The sequence below is a fragment of the Enterobacter sp. 342 genome (assembly GCF_036663495.1).
GTDB lineage: Bacteria > Pseudomonadota > Gammaproteobacteria > Enterobacterales > Enterobacteriaceae > Enterobacter.
In genome coordinates, this window is sequence record NZ_JAWUEI010000022.1 from 16905 (window position 1) to 42395 (window position 25491).

At 53.4% G+C, this 25491-nt stretch carries 20 protein-coding genes and 4 tRNA genes; 18 read left to right on the forward strand and 6 right to left on the reverse strand.

Annotation, left to right across the window (positions count from 1 at the left end; genetic code table 11):
• Window positions 1-4: 4 nt before the first annotated feature.
• On the reverse strand, window positions 5-1270 hold the full coding sequence (gene rhlB / locus V6E55_RS17010) for an ATP-dependent RNA helicase RhlB (protein WP_114979855.1): 1266 nt from the start codon (window positions 1268-1270) through the stop codon (window positions 5-7).
• 144 nt (window positions 1271-1414) lie between these two features.
• Between rhlB and trxA the strand changes: the two genes are divergently transcribed.
• From trxA to V6E55_RS17095, 17 genes are all read left to right on the forward strand, one after another.
• Window positions 1415-1744, forward strand: a complete 330-nt coding sequence (gene trxA / locus V6E55_RS17015; protein WP_006179218.1) for a thioredoxin TrxA — start codon at window positions 1415-1417, stop codon at window positions 1742-1744.
• Window positions 1745-2089: 345 nt separating this feature from the next.
• The gene (rho, locus tag V6E55_RS17020; protein WP_001054528.1) at window positions 2090-3349 is read left to right on the forward strand and encodes a transcription termination factor Rho; all 1260 of its coding nucleotides are present in this window, start codon (window positions 2090-2092) and stop codon (window positions 3347-3349) included.
• A gap of 241 nt (window positions 3350-3590) precedes the next feature.
• On the forward strand, window positions 3591-4694 hold the full coding sequence (wecA, locus tag V6E55_RS17025; RefSeq protein ID WP_316943469.1) for a UDP-N-acetylglucosamine--undecaprenyl-phosphate N-acetylglucosaminephosphotransferase: 1104 nt from the start codon (window positions 3591-3593) through the stop codon (window positions 4692-4694).
• A 13-nt stretch (window positions 4695-4707) separates the two neighbouring features.
• Window positions 4708-5754: an ECA polysaccharide chain length modulation protein gene (gene wzzE, locus V6E55_RS17030; RefSeq protein ID WP_114979856.1), complete on the forward strand. Its 1047-nt coding sequence runs from the start codon at window positions 4708-4710 to the stop codon at window positions 5752-5754.
• 56 nt (window positions 5755-5810) lie between these two features.
• Window positions 5811-6941, forward strand: coding sequence for a non-hydrolyzing UDP-N-acetylglucosamine 2-epimerase (gene wecB / locus V6E55_RS17035; protein WP_236920351.1), 1131 nt, complete (start codon window positions 5811-5813; stop codon window positions 6939-6941).
• Complete coding sequence (gene wecC / locus V6E55_RS17040; protein WP_236920350.1) at window positions 6938-8200, forward strand: UDP-N-acetyl-D-mannosamine dehydrogenase; 1263 nt, start codon at window positions 6938-6940, stop codon at window positions 8198-8200. The genes wecB and wecC overlap by 4 nt, the downstream gene beginning before the upstream one ends.
• Entirely contained in the window at window positions 8197-8874 is a 678-nt protein-coding gene (gene rffC / locus V6E55_RS17045) for a dTDP-4-amino-4,6-dideoxy-D-galactose acyltransferase (RefSeq protein WP_114979859.1), read from the forward strand. Before wecC ends, rffC begins: the two co-directional genes overlap by 4 nt.
• 4 nt (window positions 8875-8878) lie before the next feature.
• A complete protein-coding gene (gene rffA, locus V6E55_RS17050) occupies window positions 8879-10009 on the forward strand; it encodes a dTDP-4-amino-4,6-dideoxygalactose transaminase (RefSeq protein ID WP_236920349.1) in 1131 nt (376 codons plus the stop codon).
• A gap of 1 nt (window position 10010) precedes the next feature.
• Window positions 10011-11261 carry a lipid III flippase WzxE gene (gene wzxE / locus V6E55_RS17055; protein ID WP_236920348.1) on the forward strand — a complete coding sequence of 417 codons (1251 nt, stop codon included), beginning with the start codon at window positions 10011-10013 and terminating at the stop codon, window positions 11259-11261.
• Complete coding sequence (locus V6E55_RS17060; protein WP_236920347.1) at window positions 11258-12337, forward strand: TDP-N-acetylfucosamine:lipid II N-acetylfucosaminyltransferase; 1080 nt, start codon at window positions 11258-11260, stop codon at window positions 12335-12337. Before wzxE ends, V6E55_RS17060 begins: the two co-directional genes overlap by 4 nt.
• Window positions 12334-13686 (forward strand): ECA oligosaccharide polymerase, encoded by a 1353-nt coding sequence (wzyE, locus tag V6E55_RS17065; protein ID WP_236920346.1) that lies wholly within the window; start codon window positions 12334-12336, stop codon window positions 13684-13686. Before V6E55_RS17060 ends, wzyE begins: the two co-directional genes overlap by 4 nt.
• 12 nt (window positions 13687-13698) lie before the next feature.
• Window positions 13699-14439: a lipopolysaccharide N-acetylmannosaminouronosyltransferase gene (wecG, locus tag V6E55_RS17070; protein WP_114979864.1), complete on the forward strand. Its 741-nt coding sequence runs from the start codon at window positions 13699-13701 to the stop codon at window positions 14437-14439.
• A 197-nt stretch (window positions 14440-14636) separates the two neighbouring features.
• The gene (gene thrP, locus V6E55_RS17075; protein ID WP_114979865.1) at window positions 14637-16022 is read left to right on the forward strand and encodes a bifunctional threonine/serine APC transporter ThrP; all 1386 of its coding nucleotides are present in this window, start codon (window positions 14637-14639) and stop codon (window positions 16020-16022) included.
• A gap of 102 nt (window positions 16023-16124) precedes the next feature.
• Window positions 16125-16201, forward strand: a tRNA-Arg gene (locus V6E55_RS17080).
• 67 nt (window positions 16202-16268) lie between these two features.
• A tRNA-His gene (locus V6E55_RS17085) sits at window positions 16269-16344 on the forward strand.
• Window positions 16345-16365: 21 nt separating this feature from the next.
• A tRNA-Leu gene (locus tag V6E55_RS17090) sits at window positions 16366-16451 on the forward strand.
• A gap of 45 nt (window positions 16452-16496) precedes the next feature.
• Window positions 16497-16573: transfer RNA gene (locus V6E55_RS17095), tRNA-Pro, on the forward strand.
• A gap of 507 nt (window positions 16574-17080) precedes the next feature.
• Here V6E55_RS17095 and V6E55_RS17100 read toward each other — a convergent pair.
• The 5 genes from V6E55_RS17100 to hemC all read right to left on the reverse strand — a co-directional run bounded on the left by V6E55_RS17100 (window position 17081) and on the right by hemC (window position 22561).
• A complete protein-coding gene (locus tag V6E55_RS17100; protein WP_316943471.1) occupies window positions 17081-18292 on the reverse strand; it encodes an MFS transporter in 1212 nt (403 codons plus the stop codon).
• Window positions 18293-18463: 171 nt separating this feature from the next.
• On the reverse strand, window positions 18464-19663 hold the full coding sequence (gene hemY / locus V6E55_RS17105) for a protoheme IX biogenesis protein HemY (RefSeq protein ID WP_114979867.1): 1200 nt from the start codon (window positions 19661-19663) through the stop codon (window positions 18464-18466).
• 2 nt (window positions 19664-19665) lie between these two features.
• Complete coding sequence (hemX, locus tag V6E55_RS17110) at window positions 19666-20862, reverse strand: uroporphyrinogen-III C-methyltransferase (protein ID WP_316943472.1); 1197 nt, start codon at window positions 20860-20862, stop codon at window positions 19666-19668.
• Between the two features lie 20 nt (window positions 20863-20882).
• Window positions 20883-21623 (reverse strand): uroporphyrinogen-III synthase, encoded by a 741-nt coding sequence (gene hemD / locus V6E55_RS17115; RefSeq protein WP_129994757.1) that lies wholly within the window; start codon window positions 21621-21623, stop codon window positions 20883-20885.
• Entirely contained in the window at window positions 21620-22561 is a 942-nt protein-coding gene (gene hemC / locus V6E55_RS17120; protein WP_147279812.1) for a hydroxymethylbilane synthase, read from the reverse strand. Before hemC ends, hemD begins: the two co-directional genes overlap by 4 nt.
• A gap of 350 nt (window positions 22562-22911) precedes the next feature.
• Between hemC and cyaA the strand changes: the two genes are divergently transcribed.
• Window positions 22912-25455, forward strand: a complete 2544-nt coding sequence (gene cyaA, locus V6E55_RS17125; protein WP_114979871.1) for a class I adenylate cyclase — start codon at window positions 22912-22914, stop codon at window positions 25453-25455.
• Window positions 25456-25491: the final 36 nt, after the last annotated feature.

Here is a 25491-nt window from a genome sequence, read left to right on the forward strand (position 1 = left end):
TTTTTTAACCTGAACGACGACGATTACGCGGTGCGCCAGAGCGGCGCGGACCATTGCCGGAGCGGGCGCGGGTAAGGCGCTTAGGCGGCGGCAGTTCGCTTAACAGCGCTTCCGGATTGTATTTGCTCTGCGGAATGGAGTGACCGATGTAAGTCTCAATGGCTGGAAGATTCAGCGCATACTCCTCACACGCAAGGCTAATCGAGTGACCGCTTGCGCCGGCTCGACCGGTACGACCGATACGGTGTACGTAGTCTTCGCAGTCGTCTGGCAGGTCATAGTTAAAGACGTGCGTCACGGCTGGAATGTGTAAACCGCGTGCTGCCACGTCGGTTGCGACCAGAATATCGAGATCGCCACGGGTGAACTCTTCAAGAATGCGCAGGCGTTTTTTCTGCGCCACATCGCCGGTCAGCAGACCAACACGGTGACCATCGGCAGCCAGATGACCCCAGATGTCTTCGCAGCGGTGCTTGGTGTTCGCGAAGATAATGGCGCGATCTGGCCACTCTTCTTCGATCAGCGTTTGCAGCAGACGCATTTTCTCTTCATTGGATGGATAGAAGAGCTCTTCTTTAATGCGGTGACCTGTTTTCTGCTCGGGCTCCACTTCCACATATTCGGCGTTGTTCATCTGCTCGAACGCCAGCTCGCGTACGCGATAAGAAAGGGTAGCGGAGAACAGCATGTTCAGACGCTGATTTGCCGGAGGCATGCGACGGAACAGCCAGCGGATGTCTTTGATGAAGCCCAGATCGTACATACGGTCAGCTTCATCCAGCACCACGACCTGGATGGCACCGAGGTTGATGTGATTCTGTTTAGCGTAATCAATGAGGCGGCCTGTGGTACCGATCAGGATATCCACACCGCTTTCCAGCACTTTAAGCTGTTTATCGTAGCCGTCGCCGCCATAGGCCAGGCCAAGCTTCAGGCCGGTAGCCTGCGCCAGGGGCTCAGCGTCTGCATGGATCTGTACCGCCAGTTCTCGCGTTGGGGCCATAATTAGCGCGCGCGGCTGGTTAACTTTGCGGTCTGCAATCGCTGGATGAGAAAGTAAATAATGAAACGTTGACGTTAAGAACGCCATCGTTTTGCCAGTACCGGTTTGCGCCTGCCCTGCAACATCGCGACCGGCCAGCGTTAGCGGCAGCGCGAGGGCCTGAATGGGCGTGCAGTTATGAAACCCTTTATTTTCAAGGGCTTCTGTCACCTTTGGGTGCAGGGCGAAGTCGGAAAACTTCTGTTCTGTTAAATGTGTTTTGCTCATAGTGTGGTAGAATATCAGCTTACTATTGCTTTACGAAAGCGTATCCGGTGAAATAAAGTCAACCTTTAGTTGGTTAATGCGACATCAACACGTCGTTGGTGGAGACAAAACCAACGTACCAGGCTTATTCCTGTGGAGTTATATATGAGCGATAAAATTATTCACCTGACTGACGACAGTTTTGACACGGACGTACTTAAGGCTGACGGGCTGATCCTCGTCGATTTCTGGGCTGAATGGTGTGGTCCTTGCAAAATGATCGCCCCGATTCTGGATGAGATCGCCGACGAATATCAGGGCAAACTGACCGTTGCCAAGCTGAACATCGACCAGAACCCGGGCACTGCACCAAAATACGGTATCCGTGGCATTCCGACCCTGCTGCTGTTCAAAAACGGCGAAGTGGCGGCGACCAAAGTGGGCGCGCTGTCCAAAGGTCAACTGAAAGAGTTCCTGGACGCTAACCTGGCGTAAGGTTTCTCCGCTGTGCGTTCAGAGCTCCCGGCTAAATGATGTGGAACTCTGGACGCCCGGCTGAAGTCGTGCTAAGTTAGCTATGACTTCGTTTTAAACATATCTTGTTGTTTGAATCTTGTTTTACCCGATACTTCCCGTTGTTGACATATACAGTGCGTGAAGTGGCTAAATTCCGGGCTTGTCACTCAATCCGTCTTGTCGTTTCAGTTCTGCGTTCTTTCCCTGTGACCAGACAGCGAACAGACATGAGTTGATGGCCGCTAAACAGGCATGGATGACCCTGCCATACCATTCACAACATTAAGTTCGAGAATCACCCCGAGTTTAAGAACCCACACCATTATGAATCTTACCGAATTAAAGAATACGCCGGTTTCTGAGCTGATCACTCTCGGCGAAAATATGGGGCTGGAAAACCAGGCTCGTATGCGCAAGCAGGACATCATTTTCGCCATCCTGAAGCAGCACGCTAAGAGTGGCGAAGATATCTTTGGCGACGGTGTGCTGGAGATATTGCAAGACGGATTTGGTTTCCTCCGCTCTGCAGACAGCTCCTACCTCGCCGGCCCTGACGACATCTACGTATCCCCTAGCCAAATCCGCCGTTTCAACCTCCGCACTGGTGACACCATTTCAGGTAAGATTCGTCCTCCTAAAGAGGGTGAACGCTACTTTGCGCTGTTGAAAGTTAATGAAGTTAACTACGACAAACCAGAAAACTCGCGTAACAAGATCCTCTTTGAGAACTTAACGCCGCTGCACGCGAACTCTCGCCTGCGCATGGAGCGTGGTAACGGTTCTACCGAAGACTTAACCGCACGTGTTCTGGACCTGGCATCACCAATTGGTCGTGGTCAGCGTGGTCTGATTGTGGCACCGCCAAAAGCGGGTAAAACCATGCTGCTGCAGAACATCGCGCAGAGCATCGCCTATAACCACCCAGACTGTGTGCTGATGGTGCTGCTGATTGACGAACGTCCGGAAGAAGTAACGGAGATGCAGCGTCTGGTTAAAGGTGAAGTTGTGGCTTCTACCTTTGACGAACCAGCATCTCGTCACGTTCAGGTTGCGGAAATGGTTATCGAGAAGGCGAAACGCCTGGTTGAGCACAAGAAAGACGTGATCATCCTGCTCGACTCCATTACGCGTCTGGCCCGTGCGTACAACACCGTGGTTCCGGCTTCCGGTAAAGTATTGACCGGTGGTGTGGATGCCAACGCCCTGCATCGTCCGAAGCGTTTCTTCGGTGCTGCACGTAACGTGGAAGAGGGCGGCAGCCTGACCATCATCGCGACGGCGCTGATCGATACCGGCTCCAAAATGGACGAAGTTATCTACGAAGAGTTTAAAGGTACAGGTAACATGGAACTGCACCTCTCTCGTAAGATTGCTGAAAAACGCGTCTTCCCGGCTATCGATTACAACCGTTCCGGTACCCGTAAAGAAGAGCTGCTCACCACACAGGAAGAGCTGCAGAAAATGTGGATCCTGCGCAAAATCATCCATCCAATGGGTGAAATCGACGCAATGGAATTCCTCATTAACAAGCTGGCGATGACCAAAACCAACGACGATTTCTTCGACATGATGAAACGCTCGTAACGCAAATAAAGCCAGTGAACGCCACGTTTTTACGTGGCGTTTTTCTTTTTTGGATTATACGCTAGTATCACCTACTCCCAATTTTGACCGGTCAGTGCGACAATAAGATAATTCGCACAGTAAAAACATTAATAGCTTGAATAATAAACAAATGGAACTATAAGAGGTTTGCTTTATAACTTCAGGCTAAGTGCCTAGATGGTTATACTTCCTCGACTAACATTTGTTGAGAACATCCATTGTGAACCTACTTGATACGTTTACTGAATTAACCAGTATTTTCTTGTTTACCACCTGCTTTTTGTTTTTTGCGCGTAAGGTGGCGAAATATCTGGGATTAGTGGATAAACCCAACTTCCGTAAGCGTCATCAAGGTATGATCCCCTTGGTGGGGGGGATCTCTGTTTTCGCGGGGATCGGTTTCACGTTTACTATCGCAGATTACTATATCCCGCATGCCAGGTTGTATCTCTCTTGTGCCGCCGTTCTTGTAGTTATTGGTGCTCTTGATGATAGGTACGACATTAGCGTCAAAATTCGCGCCTTCGTTCAGGCAGCGGTCGCCATTACAATGATGGTGTTCGCAAAATTGCACTTGAGTAGCCTGGGCTATATTTTTGGCTCATGGGAGATGGAGCTTGGCCCATTTGGCTATTTTTTGACCCTATTCGCTGTGTGGGTTGCGATCAACGCGTTTAATATGGTTGATGGCATTGATGGTTTGCTGGGAGGGCTGTCCTGCGTCTCATTTGCCGCAATTGGTTTCATTTTGTGGTTCGATGGACAATATAGCCTCGCTATGTGGTGTTTTGCCATGATTGCGGCCATTCTGCCTTATATTTTGTTAAACCTTGGCGCACTGGGGCGACGCTATAAAGTTTTCATGGGGGATGCGGGCAGCACGCTTATCGGCTTTACAATCATTTGGATCTTACTGGAAACCACTCAGGGTGATGTTCATCCTATTAGTCCGGTAACGGCATTATGGATTATTGCCATCCCATTAATGGATATGGTTGCGATTATGTATCGCCGCCTGCGTAAAGGGATGAGTCCTTTCTCTGCTGACCGGCAACACATTCATCATTTGATCATGCGAGCCGGATTCACTTCCCGACAGGCATTTGTGCTTATTACGCTGGCGGCTGCTATTCTAGCTGGGATTGGGGTGACGGCGGAATATGCACATTTTGTCCCTGAGTGGGTAATGTTGGTATTATTCTTGCTAGCATTTTTCCTGTACGGCTACTGTATTAAGCGCGCATGGAAAGTGGCGCGATTCATTAAACGTCTGAAACGCAGGATGCGTCGTAACAATGACAAAAACACAACATTAACTAAGTAAAACCGGGACTATGATGACTCAACCGTTGGCGGGAGCGAAATCAGTGGTAACTGAGAATGAACTGGATATTCGGGGTTTGTTTCGCGTGTTATGGGCAGGCAAACTTTGGATTGCGGGGATCGCGCTGGGGTTCGCACTGTTAGCGCTGGCCTACACCTTCTTTGCAAAACAAGAGTGGAGCGCCACGGCAATTACAGACAGACCAACGGTTAACATGCTCGGCGGGTTTTATTCCCAGCAGCAGTTCCTGCGTAACCTGGATATCAAGGCGAATCTGGCGACACCCGATCAGGCTTCCGTCATGGATGAGGCGTACAAAGAGTTTGTGATGCAACTGGCCTCGTGGGATACACGCCGCGATTTCTGGAGTCAGACGGATTATTACAAGCAGCGTATGGTGGGCAACAGCAAAGCGGATGCCGCGTTTTTGGATGACCTGATAAACAACATCCAGTTTACGCCGGGTGATGCGCTGCGTAACGTTAATGACAGCGTCAAACTGGTTGCGGAAACGGCACCGGATGCTAATAACCTGTTGCGTCAGTACGTTGCTTTTGCCAGCCAGCGTGCTGCAAGCCATCTCAATGAAGAGCTTAAAGGTGCCTGGGCGGCCCGTACCATCCAGATGAAAGCCCAGGTAAAACGTCAGGAAGAGGTGGCACAAGCCATTTTCTCCCGCCGCGTACACAATATTGAGCAGGCTTTGAAAATTGCGGAGCAGCGTAATATTTCCCGCAGCGAAACGGATGTCCCGGCGGATGAACTGCCTGATTCTGAAATGTTCCTGCTCGGTCGCCCAATGCTGCAGGCTCGTCTGGAAAACCTTCAGGCCGTGGGCCCTGATTTTGACCTCGACTACGATCAAAACCGCGCGATGCTCACTACCCTGAATGTTGGTCCAACGCTGGACCCGCGTTTTCAGACCTATCGTTATTTGCGAACGCCTGAAGAACCTGTAAAACGCGATAGTCCGCGTCGTGCATTCCTGATGATTATGTGGGGGATTGTAGGCGCACTGACGGGCGCTGGCGTGGCGTTAACGCGTCGTCGCACAAACTAAGAACGCCGTCTACGATGAAGGCTACGGTCTTCATCGTCTAATCGAAGAGAATCGATGTGAAAGTACTTACCGTATTTGGCACCAGGCCGGAGGCCATTAAGATGGCACCTCTGGTTCACGCGCTGGCCAATGATCCTGATATTGAAGCGAAAGTGTGCGTCACTGCCCAACACCGTGAGATGCTTGATCAGGTCTTAACGCTCTTTTCCATCGTCCCGGATTATGACCTTAATATTATGAAGCCGGGGCAAGGGTTGACCGAGATAACCTGCCGTATTCTGCAAGAGCTCAAGCCGATCCTGGAGTCATTCAAACCTGACGTCGTGCTGGTTCACGGTGACACCACTACCACCGTGGCGACAAGTCTGGCTGCGTTTTACCAGCGTATTCCCGTCGGTCATGTTGAGGCGGGTCTGCGTACCGGCAACCTTTATTCCCCATGGCCGGAAGAGGCCAACCGTACGCTAACCGGTCATCTGGCCATGTACCACTTTGCGCCAACCGAAAACTCGCGTCAGAACTTGCTGCGTGAAAATATTGCCGATAATAAAATTTTTGTGACCGGCAATACGGTCATTGATGCGTTGATCTGGGTACGCGATCGCGTACTGGCAAACAGCGATCTGCAGAAGGACCTCGCAGCCCGCTATCCGTTCCTGAATAATGGCAAAAAAACCATTCTGGTCACCGGCCACCGTCGTGAAAGCTTTGGTCGGGGCTTTGAGCAAATCTGTCATGCACTGGCTGAAATCGCCGCGCAGAACGACGATGTACAGATTGTCTATCCGGTACATCTCAATCCTAATGTGAGCGAACCCGTCAACCGTATCCTGGGCCATGTAGAAAATGTCCTTCTGATTGAACCTCAGGATTACATGCCGTTTGTCTGGTTGATGAATCATGCCTGGCTGATCCTCACTGATTCAGGTGGCATTCAGGAAGAAGCGCCGTCCCTCGGCAAGCCTGTTCTGGTGATGCGTGAAACGACCGAGCGTCCGGAAGCCGTCAAAGCGGGTACGGTACGTCTGGTCGGAACCGACACAAAGTTGATCGTCGAAGAGGTCACGCGCCTGCTGCACGACGATGAAGAGTATCAGGCGATGAGCCGGGCCCATAATCCGTATGGAGACGGGCAGGCTTGTGGTCGTATTTTGCATGCACTTAAACACAATCGGATATCGTTATGAGTTTTACTACCATCTCTGTCATTGGTCTTGGCTACATTGGCTTGCCCACTGCGGCAGCGTTTGCCTCTCGTCAAAAGCAGGTCGTTGGTGTGGATATCAACGCGCGCGCGGTAGAAACCATTAACCGTGGCGAAATTCATATTGTGGAGCCTGATCTCGACCGCGTGGTCAAAGAGGCCGTTGATGGGGGATTCCTGCGCGCCAGTACCACACCCGTTGAAGCCGATGCATATCTGATTGCTGTTCCAACGCCATTCAAAGGCGACCATGAGCCCGACATGGTTTACGTCGAGGCCGCAGCGAAGTCAATTGCACCTGTCCTGAAGAAAGGGGCACTGGTGATCCTGGAGTCGACCTCTCCGGTTGGGGCAACCGAGCAGATGGCACAGTGGCTGGCAGAAGCACGACCTGATTTAAGCTTCCCGCAGCAGGCGGGTGAGCAGGCCGATATCAATATTGCCTACTGTCCGGAGCGCGTGCTGCCGGGGCAGGTCATGGTCGAGCTGATTAAAAACGACCGCGTAATTGGCGGTATGACGCCCGTTTGTTCCGCTCGCGCCAGCGCGCTGTACAAGATTTTCCTTGAAGGCGAATGCGTGGTGACTAACTCGCGTACGGCGGAAATGTGCAAGCTGACAGAAAACAGCTTCCGTGACGTGAACATCGCGTTTGCGAATGAGTTGTCGTTGATCTGCGCCGATCAGGGGATTAACGTCTGGGAGTTAATCAGCCTGGCGAATCGCCATCCGCGCGTCAACATTCTGCAGCCAGGACCTGGCGTGGGCGGTCACTGTATCGCCGTCGATCCGTGGTTTATCGTGGCGCAAAACCCGGCGCAGGCACGTCTGATTCGCACCGCGCGTGAAGTGAACGACAGCAAGCCTCACTGGGTACTCAATCAGGTTAAATCCACGGTTGCGGATTGCCTGGCTGAGAGCGGCAAGCGCGCCAGTGAACTGAAAATTGCCTGCTTTGGCCTGGCATTCAAACCGAACATTGATGATTTGCGTGAAAGCCCGGCAATGGAAATTGCTGAGATGATTGCTGGATGGCACAAGGGCGAAACGCTGGTGGTCGAACCGAATATTCATGCGCTGCCGGCAAAACTGGCGGGGCACTGTACGCTGACCGCGCTGGAGGATGCGCTGGCGACGGCGGATGTGCTGGTGCTGCTGGTGGATCATAAAGAATTTAAAGCAACATCCGGTGATACTGTTCGTCAGCAGTATATCGTTGATACCAAAGGTGTCTGGCGTTGAGTAGCCTGAATGGGGTACTTGAACCTCTGCACTGGGAGAGTACCTTTTTCGGTCTACCCTCGGCCATTGCGCGTCTGCGAGATGATGCGCCGGCACTGACGGAATCTGACTTTACTGCCTGGCAGAGGGTTCAGGCTAAGATCCCAGCAGACCGTGCTGACCTGCTGGATGCGCTCCAGCAACACGGCTTTAAGCTGGTTGAAGGTGAGGTCGATCTTTCTATAACGCTCACCCGGCATGATGCGTCAGGCGCGGAATTTGCAGCGGAACAGGATATTCCCGTGCTGCGTCAGATGGCGGTTCGGGCATTTGCTCAGAGCCGTTTTCGCACGCCCTGGTACGCGCCTGACGATAGCGGACGTTTCTACGCCCAGTGGGTGGAGAATGCGGTCAAAGGGACCTTTGACCATGTCTGCCTGGTTTTTCGTGCCGTGGACGGGCAAATTCAGGGATTTGTCTCGCTGCGTAAGCTCAACGAGCGCGAGGCGCGTATTGGCTTATTAGCCGGGCGTGGCATGGGTGAAAAGCTCATGCAGGCGGCGCTTCACTGGGCGCAGCAACAACAGGTCTCGACGCTGCGGGTGGCGACCCAGGTGGGTAATACTGCCGCGCTTAAACGTTATATTGCGAGTGGTGCCAACATCGACGCCACCGCCTACTGGTTATACAGGTGACAAGATGATTCCATTTAACGCACCACCCGTCGTGGGAACCGAACTTGACTATATGCAGTCTGCTATGGGCAGCGGCAAACTCTGCGGTGATGGTGGGTTTACCCGTCGCTGCCAGCAGTGGATGGAACAGCGTTTTCACAGTGCCAAAGTTCTGCTGACCCCGTCCTGTACGGCATCACTGGAAATGGCAGCACTATTGCTGGATATCCAGCCTGGCGATGAAGTGATTATGCCGAGCTACACCTTCGTTTCCACGGCTAACGCGTTTGTTCTGCGCGGGGCGAAAATCGTCTTTGTGGATATCCGCCCGGATACCATGAACATTGACGAGACGCTGATTGAAGCGGCAATCACCGACAAAACACGTGTAATTGTTCCAGTTCACTACGCGGGTGTGGCCTGTGAAATGGACACCATCATGGCGATCGCCAAAAAACATAACCTGTTTGTGGTGGAAGATGCCGCCCAGGGTGTGATGTCCACTTACAAAGGACGTGCGCTGGGGACTATCGGCCATATTGGCTGCTTTAGCTTCCACGAAACCAAAAACTACACCGCAGGTGGAGAAGGTGGGGCGACGCTGATTAATGACCGGGCTCTGGTGGAGCGTGCGGAAGTGATCCGCGAAAAAGGCACCAACCGTAGCCAGTTCTTCCGTGGCCAGGTCGACAAATATACCTGGCGCGATATTGGCTCAAGCTATCTGATGGCGGATCTGCAGGCGGCCTATCTGTGGGCGCAGCTGGAAGCAGCGGAACGTATCAACCTCCAGCGTTTGACCCTTTGGCAAACGTATTACGATTCGCTTGAGCCTCTGGCAAAAGCCGGACGTATTGAACTGCCAACGATCCCGGCTGATTGCGTACACAACGCGCACATGTTCTACATTAAGCTGCGCGATAACGACGATCGCAGCAAGCTTATTGCCTGGCTGAAAGAAGCCGAAATTATGGCGGTGTTCCACTACATTCCGCTGCACTCCAGCCCGGCGGGTGAGGAGTTTGGGGTATTCGCAGGTGAAGATCGTTACACCACCAAAGAAAGTGAGCGTCTGCTTCGCTTACCACTCTTCTATAACCTCGCGCCGGTTAACCAGCGTACGGTGATTAATACCCTTCTGAGTTATTTCGGCTGATATGTCTCTGGCAAAAGCATCGGTGTGGACCGCCGCGTCCACACTTGTAAAAATTGGCGCCGGGCTGTTGGTCGTCAAGCTGCTGGCCGTTTCATTTGGCCCTTCAGGTGTGGGGCTGGCAGGTAATTTCCGCCAGCTTGTTACCGTCCTTGGGGTGCTGGCCGGTGCCGGTATTTTTAACGGCGTGACCAAATACGTTGCGCAGTACCATGATGATGCTGCCCAGCTCCGTAGGGTAGTTGGTACCTCTTCGGCAATGGTATCTGTTTTTTCGACTCTGCTGGCGGTTGTATTTCTGTTGGCGGCAGCCCCTATTAGTCAGGGATTGTTCGGGCATACTCAATATCAGGGGCTGGTGCGTCTGGTTGCGTTGGTTCAGATGGGCATTGCCTGGGCTAACCTGCTACTGGCGCTGATGAAAGGCTTTCGTGATGCTGCCGGGAACGCCCTTGCGTTAATCCTGGGGAGCGTCATCGGTGTTATTGCCTATTACTTCTGCTATCGCCTTGGGGGGTATGAAGGCGCACTGCTGGGGCTGGCGCTGGTTCCGGCGCTGGTTGTTGTTCCTGCCGCGTTTATGCTGATGCGTCGTGGCGTCATTCCTCTGAGCTACCTGAAACCTCAGTGGGACAAGGTTCTTGCCAGCCAGTTGGGTAAATTTACCCTGATGGCGCTCATCACCTCCGTCACGTTACCCGTGGCCTACGTAATGATGCGAAACCTGCTGGCGGCGCATTATAGCTGGGATGAGGTCGGTATCTGGCAGGGCGTAAGTAGCATTTCCGACGCCTACCTCCAGTTTATAACGGCTTCCTTTAGCGTTTATTTACTGCCAACCTTATCGCGCCTGACGTCCAGGCAGGATATTACCCGTGAGATTTTTCGATCTCTGCGCTTTGTGTTGCCGGCTGTGGCGGCCGCGAGTTTTACCGTCTGGTTATTGCGCGATGTTGCCATCTGGCTGCTTTTCTCAGCGAAGTTTACCGCCATGCGCGATCTCTTTGCCTGGCAGCTGGTGGGGGATGTACTGAAAGTGGGGGCTTACGTTTTTGGCTATCTGGTGATTGCGAAAGCCTCGCTGCGTTTGTATATCCTGGCTGAGATTAGCCAGTTTACGCTCCTGACGGTGTTCTCGCACTGGCTGATCCCCGCACACGGGGCGCTGGGAGCGGCTCAGGCCTACATGGCAACCTATATCGTTTATTTTGCTGCCTGTTGCGGCGTATTTTTACTTTGGCGTAAACGCGCATGACTGCACTGATTCACATCCTGGGATCGGATATCCCACACCATAACCAGACCGTTTTGCGGTTCTTTAACGATGAGCTGGCATCGGGTGATCCTGATGCACGTGAATTTATGGTTGCAGGTCAGGATAAGGGCCTGAGCGAGGCGTTTCCGGCGCTGACAATCGAATTCTGGCCGGATAAGGCCACGCTGGCGAAGGCGGTCGTTGCCAAAGCCAAAGCAGATCGTGAGCAACGCTTCTTCTTCCACGGGCAGTTTAATACCGGTCTGTGGATGGCACTGTTAAGCGGCGGAATTAAACCCTCCCAGTGCAGCTGGCATATCTGGGGGGCCGATCTTTACGAGGTTTCCCGCGGCTGGAAATTCCGGCTTTTCTACCCGCTGCGTCGCATGGCGCAGGGACGCGTGGGCTGTGTTTTTGCCACCCGAGGCGATCTGAATTATTTTGCGAAACAGCATCCTGATGTGCGCGGCGAATTGCTCTATTTCCCGACCCGAATGAACCCGGCGCTGAACACTATGGGGAACGACACGCCACGGGAGGGGAAACTGACGATTTTGGTCGGTAACTCTGGCGATCGCAGCAACGAACATGCTGCCGCGCTCAGGGCTGTTTATCAGCAATTTGGCGATACCGTCAATGTGGTTGTCCCGATGGGGTACCCCCTCAACAACGACGCCTATATCGACGAGGTTCGCCAACAGGGGCTGGCGTTATTCAGCGCCGGGAATTTGCAAATTCTCGATAATAAGCTGGAATTTGATGAGTACCTTGCGCTGCTGAGGAAATGCGATCTCGGGTATTTTATCTTTGCCCGCCAGCAGGGGATTGGCACACTGTGTTTGCTGATTCAGGCTGGGATCCCCTGTGTACTTAATCGCGATAATCCGTTCTGGCAAGATATGGTCGAGCAGAATCTGCCGGTGCTGTTTACTACCGATGCGCTTAATGAAGAGGTTGTTCGGGAAGCACAGCGACAACTGGCGCTGGTGGACAAAAATTCCATCGACTTCTTCAACCCGAATTACCTCTCGCCGTGGCACCGTGCGCTGCGTATCGCAGCAGGAGACAAAGCATGAGCCAGTTGCAATTCAGCGGTTTGCTGGTCGTTTGGCTCCTGAGCACACTGTTTATCGCCACGCTCACCTGGTTCGAATTCCGCCGCGTGCGTTTCAACTTTAACGTGTTCTTCTCATTACTGTTTTTGCTGACGTTCTTTTTCGGTTTCCCGCTAACCAGCATTCTGGTCTTCCGTTTTGACGTGAGCGTCGCGCCGCCAGAAATTTTGCTCCAGGCACTTCTGGCTGCAACCTGTTTCTATGCGGTTTACTACGTCACCTATAAAACACGGCTGCGTTCAGCGCAGGCAACCGCACCACGCCGGGCGCTTTTTACCATGAACAGGGTGGAGACCCACCTGACATGGGTGATGCTAATGACCATCGCCCTGGTCAGTGTTGGTATCTTCTTCATGCATAACGGCTTCCTGCTGTTTAAGCTGCACTCCTACAGCCAGATTTTTTCGGCCGAAGTCTCTGGCGTGGCGCTTAAGCGTTTCTTCTACTTCTTCATCCCGGCAATGCTGGTGATCTTCTTCCTGCGCCAGGACAGCAAAGCGTGGCTGTTCTTCCTGGTCAGCACCGTCGCGTTCGGCATTCTGACCTACATGATTGTGGGCGGTACGCGCGCGAACATCATTATCGCCTTCGCCATCTTCCTGTTTATCGGCATCATTCGCGGCTGGATCTCGCTGTGGATGCTGGTGGCGGCTGGGGTGTTTGGCATTGTCGGGATGTTCTGGCTGGCACTGAAGCGCTATGGGATGAATGTGGCGGGTGATGAAGCGTTTTACACGTTCCTCTACCTGACGCGTGATACGTTCTCACCGTGGGAAAACCTGGCATTACTGCTGCAAAACTACGACAAGATTGATTTCCAGGGCCTGGCGCCAATCGTTCGCGACTTCTACGTCTTTATCCCTTCCTGGCTATGGCCGGACCGTCCTGGCGTGGTGCTCAATACCGCGAACTATTTTACCTGGGAAGTACTGAACAACCATTCCGGACTGGCCATCTCGCCAACGCTGATTGGCTCTCTGGTCGTGATGGGTGGGGCGTGGTTTATTCTGCCCGGGGCCGTTGCCGTAGGGTTGATTATTAAATGGTTCGACTGGCTTTACGTGCGTGGTAATGAAGAGACCAACCGCTATAAAGCGGCCATTTTGCACAGTTTCTGCTTTGGTGCCATTTTCAATATGATCGTTCTGGCGCGCGAAGGGCTGGACTCATTCGTTTCGCGCGTGGTGTTCTTCATGGTCATTTTCGGCGTCTGCCTGTTACTGGCCAAATTGTTGTACTGGCTGTTTGACAGTGCAGGGCTTGTGCACAAGCGCGAGCCGCAGGGCAGCACAACGCTGTCGCAAGTCTGAGTAAGGATAGTAATGACTGATAAAACGTCTGCACCGCGCTATGCGCTACGTGGTTTGCAGCTTATTGGCTGGCGCGACATGCAGCACGCACTGGACTTTCTTTTCGCCGACGGCCAAATGAAATCCGGGACGCTGGTGGCCATCAATGCGGAAAAGATGCTGGCGGTGGAAGATAACGCCGAAGTCAAAACCCTGATAGAAGCGGCTGAGTTCAAATATGCTGATGGTATCAGTGTGGTTCGCTCAATCCGTAAAAAGTATCCTGGCGCTAATGTTTCACGCGTGGCAGGAGCCGATCTCTGGGAGCAGCTCATGGCCCGCGCAGGTGCTGAGGGTACGCCAGTGTTCCTGATTGGCGGCAAGCCGGAAGTACTGGCTCAGACAGAAGAGAAACTGCGGCGTCAATGGAATGTTAATATTGCCGGCAGCCAGGATGGTTACTTCAAACCAGAGGATCGACAGGCGTTGTTTGAACGCGTGCGCGACAGCGGGGCGAAAATTGTCACCGTGGCGATGGGCTCACCGCGCCAGGAAATCCTGATGCGTGATTGCCGTCTGGTTTGCCCGGATGCCCTCTATATGGGCGTCGGCGGGACGTATGACGTCTTCACTGGCCATGTAAAACGTGCGCCGAAGGTATGGCAAAACCTGGGACTGGAGTGGCTGTACCGCCTGCTGTCGCAACCAACACGTATTAAACGCCAGCTCCGTCTGCTGCGTTATCTCGCCTGGCACTACACCGGGAAAATGTAATCAAAATGTAGCGCGATATGCTATTCGCGCTGCAACTCCCCTGCAAAACTGCTGCGAATATGTGCAATGCATTTATTTTTTTAATGCATCGTTTGCCATTTTGCAGAATTTAAGAAACCATTCGCACCGTATTTTAGTACCACTAAAAAACAATACCCGCTCTTAAGCCGGGAAACAGCAGACACAACCGAGGATCTATGGCAGAGAAAAAACCGGAGCTACAGCGTGGGCTGGAAGCTCGTCATATCGAACTGATAGCGCTGGGCGGCACTATCGGCGTGGGCCTGTTTATGGGCTCCGCAAGTACGCTCAAATGGGCAGGCCCTTCCGTATTACTGGCGTATATCATCGCCGGGCTGTTTGTCTTCTTCATCATGCGCTCGATGGGCGAAATGCTCTTTCTGGAGCCAGTAACCGGCTCCTTCGCCGTTTATGCGCACCGTTATATGAGCCCGTTCTTCGGCTATCTGACGGCCTGGTCATACTGGTTTATGTGGATGGCGGTAGGGATCTCAGAGATTACCGCGATAGGGGTTTACGTCCAGTTCTGGTTCCCGGACATGGTCCAGTGGATACCCGCGCTCATTGCCGTGGGGCTGGTGGCCCTGGCAAACCTGGCAGCCGTGCGCCTTTACGGTGAAATCGAGTTCTGGTTTGCGATGATTAAAGTCACCACCATCATCGTGATGATTGTTATTGGTCTGGGCGTGATTTTCTATGGCTTTGGCAACGGCGGGCACGCCATCGGTTTTGGCAACCTGACTGAACACGGCGGCTTCTTCGCTGGCGGCTGGAAGGGTTTCCTGACGGCACTGTGTATCGTTGTGGCCTCGTATCAGGGCGTGGAGCTTATCGGTATTACCGCTGGTGAAGCGAAAAACCCGCAAGTTACGCTGCGTAGTGCAGTGGGTAAAGTGCTGTGGCGTATCCTGATCTTCTATGTGGGCGCGATCTTCGTCATTGTCACCATCTTCCCCTGGAACGAAATTGGCACGACGGGAAGCCCGTTTGTTCTAACCTTCGCCAAAATTGGTATCACGGCGGCGGCGGGTATCATCAACTTTGTAGTCCTGACGGCAGCGTTGTCAGGCTGTAACAGCGGGATGTACAGCTGCGGGCGTATGCTTTATGCGCTCTCGAAGAATAACCAGCTGCCTGCGGCGATGAGTAAAGTCTCACGTGCTGGCGTGCCGGTTGCGGGTGTGGCGGTATCTATTGTGATTCTGCTGATTGGCTCTTGCCTGAATTACATCATTCCTAACCCGCAGCGCGTGTTTGTTTATGTCTATAGCGCCAGCGTACTGCCGGGCATGGTGCCGTGGTTTGTTATCCTCATCAGCCAGCTGCGTTTCCGCCATGCGCACAAAAAGGCGATTGAAAGCCATCCGTTCCGCTCGATTCTGTTCCCGTATGCGAACTATTTAACGATGGCGTTCCTGATTTGCGTATTAATCGGAATGTACTTTAATGACGATACCCGCATGTCGCTGTTTGTCGGGCTGATCTTCCTGGCGGCAGTGACGGCTGCGTATAAGCTTTTTGGCCTGGGCCGCCGTGGCACCACCCAGAAAGTGGAGGAATAAGCGGCAAAATGTGCAAACCATAACCAAACGCGCATTTTTTTCAAAAAAGCACTAGACAGCGGGGACGGAGGTACGTAATATCCAGCCCCGCAACGGCGCTAAGCGCCCGTAGCTCAGCTGGATAGAGCGCTGCCCTCCGGAGGCAGAGGTCTCAGGTTCGAATCCTGTCGGGCGCGCCATTTTAGTCCCGGCGCTAGAGCTGCGGTGGTCTGAGAAGTAGTCAGTACCGCGTGAAAGAATACAGTGGTGGCTATAGCTCAGTTGGTAGAGCCCTGGATTGTGATTCCAGTTGTCGTGGGTTCGAATCCCATTAGCCACCCCATTATTGAAAGAGTTGTGAATTGCGAAGGTGGCGGAATTGGTAGACGCGCTAGCTTCAGGTGTTAGTGTCCTTAGGATGTGGGGGTTCGAGTCCCCCCCCTCGCACCACGACTTTTTAAATGAATTGAACTAAAAATTCAAAAAGCAGTACATCGGCGAGTAGCGCAGCTTGGTAGCGCAACTGGTTTGGGACCAGTGGGTCGGAGGTTCGAATCCTCTCTCGCCGACCAATTTTGAACCCCGCTTCGGCGGGGTTTTTTGTTTTCTGCGCCTTTTTATCCCTGTAGTGATCCCCCGACAGCGTCCTTTTTTATTGTCGCAATTCAACGACGTACAACGCATTGAAAATTAACAAAATAACTATTTATGGGTTTTGTTGTCTCCTCCTGGCGACATATACCCGCCTTTTCCCGATACGTTGTAGGGCTTAAGACGGCGCTTAACAGCATAATTTCCTTTTATCTTAAAATGTTGCGCGGTGTAAAAGTTCGGAGTGTTATGTTGGCACGTTACGTGCAATAATATGCGTGTAGATGCTCATTCCATCTCTTATGTTCGCCTTAGTGCCTCATAAACTCAGGAATGACGCAGAGCCATTTACGGTGCTTATCGTCCACTGACAGATGTCGCTTCGGCCTCATCAAACACCATGGACACAACGTTGAGTGAAGCACCAAATATGTTGTCTTACAGACCTGTTTTAACGCCTGCTTTTATAGCAGGCGTTTTTTTATGTCTTACTCCCGATAAAAGCACATGATCAGAGCAACGGTCAGCAGAGCCACTGACGAGACGGTATAGAGTGCCTGTACTGAGCCAACCCCGGTTGCCACCATCGCTGCGATGCCAGTGAAAAGAGAGGCGCTGAGCGTTTGCCAGCGCCAGGCTTTACCACTGGCTGAAGCGGTTTGCGTGGCATCAAAGCTACTAAGAACAGCAAACGTGCCAGCCGCAAAGAGAACATTCGAAGCCAGATGTGCGATAAAGATCATCCCCAGCGCACAGGCCACCCATCCGGACAAAAACGGAAGCATGCCATAAGCGGCCAGAAAGATGCCGAGACAAACGATGATTCGCGGTGTGTGGGCAGCAAAGTGCGCCAGGCTGTCTCTTTTTAGCAGCATGGGGCCGCAAAGTTGTCCCATGCTCCTCGCGAAAAGCAGAGGCAGAGCAAGACCCGCCGCATTCTGAGGATGGATCTGTTGCACGAGTGCCGGAAGGAGCGCCATCGCCGGTGAACCGACGGCTGCCAGCGCCGGGAGGATGAGCAGGCTGCGTTTTTGCCGACGGGTCAACGTCAGCCAGCGTAGCGCCGCAGGCGCTGTCTCTTCATCAGGGGACGGGAGTGATGGTGCAGAAAACTGGCGCCCAGTCAGCCAAAGCATTAACAGTGACCCGAGAAAGCTGACGGCATCAATAGCCAGCAGTGTAAACACGGATGTCTTCTGGAACAGCACTACACCCAGTCCGGTACCTAACAACACCTGAGAAGCAAAAATCACAGTTTCCAGACAGGTTGCCGCAGGTAGCTCTGCTTCACTGAGGCCGCGCTTAAAGAGCAATGTCAGCGCCGGCCAACTCATCCCGCTGAGCAGCGCTTCAGTGGATTGCACGGCGAGTAACGCGGCAATGCTGTGATAACCCACGCCAAACAAGGGAAAGAGCAGGGCGAGCAAGCCCAGTCCTTCGGTCAGTATTAGCAGAGATATTGGAGAATAGCGCGAGCACAGCTTTTCACCGATCAGGCTACCGACAAATCCTGGTACCGTAGCGAAAAGAAAAGCGAGGGTTAGCAGTGCTGGCGGGGCTGACCACGATAACAGCAAACCGAAGACCACAACCTGGGTTAAACCATTTCCCAGCGAAGTAAAGATAAAAGCACAGGCAAGCAGGCGCAGCCAGCGGTGGCCGCGCAGCGCTTCAATAAGCGCATACAAAAGCGAGTTCATTAAGATTTCCTTTCAAAAACGATTTAGTCCACGCTGCAGAATGTGCGCGTGTGTGAAAAAGGTTAATGAAAAGACATCGTTACATTGGCGGGTTCGCTTGCAGGTGTGGGTACAAAGAATGTAGCAGGTGAAGGGCGATAAAAAAAGGAGGCCATTTGGCCTCCTGTTTATTTACTGCTGGGTACCGTTGTTTTGCAGGGTCAACAACAGCCCGTCACGCCGCATGGCAGCTGCTTCTTCGGGCTTATGCTGCTTGTCCAGCGTATCGGCAAGCCATGCGTAGTCAAACGCATCCGGACGCTGTTTCAGTGCTGCGCGGAAGGCGAGGCTCGCTTCCTGCCATTCCCCATGCTTCATCAGCGACTGACCCAGCGTGCTCCACAGCAGTGGGCGGTCACCGACAGTTTTGATCTGCTGACGTAACACTTTTTCAATCTGCTCAGGATTATTGGTTTTCAGACGCGGGATCACCATCACCAGTCGATCGTCATACTGGCGTTTAAGACCATCGAGAAGGATCTCCTGCGCGGTGTCATGATCGTCACATTCAATAAGATGTTCTGCCATTGCCACCTGCAGTGGGATCTGCTGACGCGTTTTCCGGCTCTGATTCTTCCACCAGGTTTTCAGACCGTCGCTGCCCAAATCGGCGCGTGCCTGATCCATCAGGCCAATCCATGCCAGCCGCTGAAGCTCATCACGATGTTCATCATCACCCACTTCGGCCTTCGCCATTGATGGAATGATATCCAGCAGTGAACCCCATGCACCGGTCCGAATATACGCCTGCTCAGCAAGACGCAGAACTTCCGGGTGACGTGGCGCAATTTCCAGCAGGCGGTCGATGCCGTGGCGTGCAGCGTGATTTTCATTGCGTGCCAGTTGCAGACGAACACGCGTAATTTCCACCGGAATCGGGTCGTTAGACGCCAGTTCAGACGCACGTTCCAGGTGTTGATTAGCGCGGACTTCGTCACCCCGCTGTTGCGCGGCTTCCGCAGCCAGCAAATAGTTCACAACTGGCTGTTCGGCATGATCGGCGTTTTTTGACATCAGCTTTTCAACCTGCTGATAGTCACCTTCCGCAAGTTTCAGCAGTGCCTGTTCGGTTTGCTTACGGGCGCGGCGGCGCTTACGACCCACGAACCAGCCACGCGTATGCGCGCCGGTGCGGAAAATACGGCGCAGGATCCACTCGACAGCAAACAGCACTACCACACCGAGGATCAGAATGATCACCAGACCCGTTACGCTGGTTTCGATGTTGTAGTTATCGGTCTGGATCAGGACGTAACCCTGATGACCGGCAAGCATCGGACCCAACACGATCCCGGCGATCAGCAGGATGAAGAGTAAGAGGACTTTTAGCATCATTACTCTCCTTGCGGTGCGCTTTCAGGCGCGGGTGCAGGAGCTGGGGCGGCTCCGCCAGTTTGCTCAGCCGGAACACCTGGCTGTGCCAGCAAATTACGCACTCGCGTCTGCATCAGCTTCTCCAGAATCGGCTGGCTTTCCAGCTTATCTGGCACGTTCATGGTGATGTTCTGTTGGCTCAGTTTATCAATGTCTTCGAGGAAGGCGGTGGTGGTCGCATCATCGGTATTGTAGTAAGCGCGTACCCACGTAGAGACGTTATCCAGTGCTTGTTTGTACGTCTCTTCCTGATGACGTGGCACGGCCTGGGCGGCAACCAGCAGGCGGGAACGAATGTTTTCGCGCAGATAAACATCCTGATTCGGCGCTAACAGCGGAACGGCGGTTTCGTCGCGACGGCGGATAGTGATAAAGCTGTCCATAAAGTTCTGCCAGCTTTTTTGCAGGTTCACACGCCATTCACTCAGGGAGCTGGAAAGCTCGGTGCCGTCGGAATCCATCGGGGAGTCGTCGTCGTTGTTATCTGCCAGCTGCAGGTTATCAATCTGATTCGATAGCTGATTCACTTTGAGGATAATGCCATCGTAATCCACCTGTGAGACGGCGGAGAGGCTGGCGATGTCTTCGGTGATCGCGCGACGTGCGGTGATGAGGCTTGGATCGTTCATGTCTGCCAGGCTCGCATCGGCACTTTTCAGCAGTGCAGCTGCAGTGGTGACATCCTGATCGCTCCAGAGCTTACGCCCGGCGAGCTTCACCAGGAAGTCAGCCTGGGAGAGCAGCCAGGTTTTAGCATCGGTGCCGGAGATCGCCGCCACTTTCTGCTGCACATCGCTCAGCTGTTTGGTCAACTCTTCTTGTTTACTGTTCGCATCGGCGAGTGCGGTTGCCTGCTGTTTAATCACCGCTTCCAGTTCGGTTTTCTGTGTCTCTTGCGCTTTTTGCAGAGCCGTAAGCTGATTCACCAGTGCGTCGCTGGTGGCCGTCTGGTTAGCACTCTGTTGTTTCACCAAACCGTACAGGCCAACGCCGGCCGCCAGCGCAATAGCGATGGCAATCGCGCTCAGCGCGAGGCTTTTTTTGTTGCTGCCGTTTTTCTTCTCAGCGATGTTCTCTTTCGTCTCTGGCTGTGGCGTCGCGTCCACAGTCTCCCTGGTCTCTTCAACCACGGCGGAGGATTTATCGTGTTCCGTCATTATGGCTTCCCATTTGAGAGTTATTGTAATGCGCGCAGCAGCGCATCGTTGTCGGCGTTATCAGCGATCCGAATATCCTGCCAGCCCAGTTCCCGGGCCTTGTTCGCCAGACGCTCACTGACGACCAGAAGTCGACAGCGGAGTAACCAGTTTTCGCGATACCAAAGCGGTATCAGTGTCCAAAGCTGTTGTAACATTTCACCGCTGGTCACCACCAGCGTATTAATGTCGCGCGCGTACCAGCGCATCGCCTCTTCCACACCATCGTAGTGTTTTGCACAGCGCTGATAACACTCAACGAACGTGACATCAGCTCCACGCTCCAGCAGCGTTTCACCCAACAGTTCACGTCCGCCGTTACCGCGTAAAATCAGTGCACGTTTTCCGGCAATAGTTTGTAATTCAGGTAATTGTAGCAAGACTTCGCTGATTTCCCGATCTAACGGGTAACGCACATTCGCACCGCTGACGGTATGCAAAGCCAGCGCCGTCGAGCGGCCAATCGCGAAATAGCGGGGGGCGGTTGGCCAGGTCAGACCTTGCTGTTGCAGCTGTGCGTGGGCAAATTCCACGGCATGTTGCGACAGCGCGAACAGCAGATCACCTTCCTGAAGGGTATTCATCTGGTCGGCGAGCACAGACAGCTCCCGACCCGGGGAGAATTCAATAAGCGGAAAACTCCAGGCCACCTGCCCCAGTGCGCGCAGACGGCTCACTAATTGCTCTCCTGCGGGAGAAGGGCGGGTGACAAGAATACTCATGCAGGGGGTTCTCCATTATAAACGTCAGCCAGAATCTCGCGGGCGCCGTTATCCAGTAACTCTTCTGCCAGCGACACGCCAAGCTGCTCGGCATCCTGTGCTTTGCCGCGACGTTCACCGCGTACCATCTGCGAACCGTCCGGTGCGCCAACCAGTGCTCGCAACCACAGCTCGCCGTTAATTAATTCAGCATAGCTGCCAATCGGCACCTGGCACCCTCCTTCGAGGCGGGTATTCATCGCACGTTCGGCGTTTACGCGAATAGCGGTCTCGTCATGGTTCAGAGGGGCAAGGAGTGCGCGGGTTCGCGCATCGTCCAGACGGCACTCAATGCCGACCGCACCCTGGCCCACGGCTGGCAGCGACAGCTCCGGTGGCAATGCCACACGAATGCGCGACTCCAGCCCCAGACGCTTCAGACCCGCCACCGCAAGAATAATGGCATCGTAATCGCCGTTATCCAGTTTGCTCAGACGTGTGCCGACGTTACCGCGCAGCGAACGAATGATCAGGTCCGGACGACGCTCTGCCAACTGACACTGACGGCGTAAACTGGACGTGCCAACCACACTGCCCTCAGGCAGCGCATCAAGCGAGTCATAGTGGTTAGAGACAAACGCGTCACGCGGGTCTTCGCGCTCGCAGATCGTCACCAGACCCAGCCCTTCCGGAAACTCGACGGGTACGTCTTTCATCGAATGTACGGCAATATCAGCGCGGTTCTCAAGCAATGCCAGTTCCAGTTCTTTGACAAACAGGCCTTTGCCGCCCACTTTCGCCAGTGGGGTATCAAGGATCACATCACCACGCGTGACCATCGGCACTAGCTCGACGCGCAATCCAGTGTGGCAGGCTTCAAGGCGCTGCTTCACATAATGTGCCTGCCAGAGCGCAAGAGGGCTTTGGCGTGTGGCAATTCTCAAAACATTGTCTAACATGCTTGTTACCGTCATTATCAATCGCTAACCATCCTAACATTGTTGACTCTGGGATGGCAGTTTTACGGTTGATGAAGAGTGAGAGGGACAAGGCGGCGTATTCGTCAGCCATAGCCGTATTCAGGAATTTACACGTACAGAACGGTGCTACACTTGTATGTAGCGCATCTTTCTTTACGGTCAATCGGCAAGGTGTTAAATTGATCACGTTTTAGACCATTTTTTCGTCGGTACCACCAAAAATGATAAGGGCGAAAAAGGGTAACGGTTATCTTTTTGAAATACTGCGGGTCCGCTGTTATTCGTGTTTTGAATAGTTTGCGACACCCGGAAACATCAGGCGATACGTCTTGTACCTCTATATTGAGACTCTGAAACAGAGACTGGATGCCATAAATCAACTGCGTGTGGATCGCGCGCTTGCTGCTATGGGCCCTGCTTTCCAGCAGGTATACAGTCTGCTGCCGACATTATTGCACTATCACCATCCGCTGATGCCGGGTTACCTCGACGGTAACGTTCCCCAGGGCATCTGCCTTTTCACGCCTGATGAAACCCAACAGCATTATCTGAACGAGCTGGAACTCTACCGTGGCATGCCGCCACAGGAGTCCCCGAAAGGTGAACTGCCGATTACTGGCGTTTACTCTATGGGAAGTACCTCATCGGTAGGGCAAAGCTGTTCTTCTGACCTGGACATCTGGGTCTGCCATCAATCCTGGCTCGATAACGAAGAGCGTCAGCTGTTGCAGCGCAAATGCAGCCTGCTGGAGAGCTGGGCTGCGTCGCTCGGTGTGGAAGTGAGTTTCTTCCTGATTGATGAAAACCGTTTCCGTCATAACGAAAGCGGCAGTCTGGGTGGTGAGGACTGCGGCTCGACCCAGCACATTTTGTTGCTGGATGAATTTTACCGTACTGCCGTTCGTCTGGCCGGTAAGCGTATTCTTTGGAATATGGTGCCGTGCGAAGAAGAAGAGCATTACGACGATTACGTCATGTCGCTGTATGCGCAGGGCGTACTGACGCCAAACGAATGGCTGGACCTGGGCGGCCTGAGTTCCCTGTCGGCCGAAGAGTACTTTGGCGCGAGCCTCTGGCAGCTCTATAAGAGCATTGACTCCCCGTATAAAGCGGTGCTGAAAACGCTGCTGCTCGAAGCCTACTCCTGGGAATACCCTACGCCGCGCCTGCTGGCGAAAGACATCAAACAGCGTCTGCACGATGGTGAGATTGTCTCCTTCGGGCTTGATGCCTACTGCATGATGCTCGAACGCGTCACCGAATACCTGAAAGCCATTGAGGACACCACGCGTCTAGACCTGGTGCGTCGATGTTTCTATCTCAAAGTCTGTGAAAAATTGAGCCGCGAACGCGCCTGCGTTGGCTGGCGTCGTGAAGTGGTCAGTCAGTTAGTCAAAGAGTGGGGATGGGACGAAGAGCGTCTGTCCATGCTCGACAACCGCGCCAACTGGAAAATCGACCAGGTGCGTGAAGCGCACAACGAATTGCTTGATGCGATGATGCAAAGCTACCGAAACCTGATCCGCTTTGCGCGCCGCAATAATCTCAGCGTCTCCGCCAGCCCGCAGGATATCGGGGTGTTGACCCGTAAACTGTACGCTGCGTTTGAAGCGCTGCCAGGTAAAGTCACGCTGGTTAACCCGCAGATTTCGCCTGACCTGTCTGAACCGAATCTGACGTTTATCTATGTGCCACCGGGACGCGCGAACCGCACCGGGTGGTATCTGTACAACCGTGCGCCAAGCATGGATTCGATCATCAGCCATCAGCCGCTGGAGTATAACCGCTACCTGAACAAGCTGGTGGCCTGGGCCTGGTTTAACGGCCTGCTGACTTCACGTACCCGTTTGTTCATCAAGGGTAATGAGGTCGTCGACTTAGCCAAACTGCAGGAGATGGTAGCGGATGTGTCCCATCACTTCCCGCTGCGCCTGCCTGCGCCAACGCCAAAAGCGCTCTACAGCCCGTGTGAGATTCGTCATCTGGCGATTATCGTCAACCTGGAATACGACCCGACGGCGGCTTTCCGCAATCAGGTGGTCCATTTTGACTTCCGCAAGCTGGACGTCTTTAGCTTTGGCGAGCAGCAAAACTGCCTGGTGGGCAGCGTTGACCTGCTGTATCGCAACTCGTGGAATGAAGTGCGTACCCTGCATTTCAACGGCGAGCAGGCGATGATCGAAGCGCTGAAAACCATTCTCGGTAAGATGCACCAGGATGCCGCGCCGCCGGACAGCGTAGAAGTGTTCTGCTACAGCCAGCATCTGCGCGGGTTGATTCGTACTCGTGTGCAGCAACTGGTCTCTGAATGTATTGAACTGCGTCTCTCCAGTACCCGTCAGGAAACCGGGCGCTTTAAAGCGCTGCGCGTCTCCGGTCAGACCTGGGGCTTGTTCTTTGAACGTCTGAACGTGTCGGTACAGAAACTGGAAAATGCCATCGAATTTTATGGTGCAATTTCGCACAACAAGCTGCATGGCCTGTCCGTGCAGGTGGAAACCAACCACGTCAAACTGCCGCAGGTGGTGGATGGTTTTGCCAGCGAAGGGATTATTCAGTTCTTCTTTGAAGAGTCGGGCGACGATGCCGGTTTCAACATCTACATTCTGGATGAGACCAACCGTGCTGAGGTCTACCACCATTGTGAAGGCAGTAAAGAGGAGCTGGTGCGCGACGTCAGCCGCTTCTACTCCTCTTCACACGACCGCTTCACCTATGGCTCAAGCTTTATCAACTTCAACCTGCCGCAGTTCTACCAGATTGTGAACGTCGATGGCCGCGTGCAGGTGATCCCGTTCCGGACCCAGGCCGTCACACCTGCTGTGCCTGCAAATCAGGACACTACGCCGCTGTTGCAGCAATATTTCTCCTGAGTCTTTTCGCCCGGTAAGCGTAGGCGCCACCGGGCA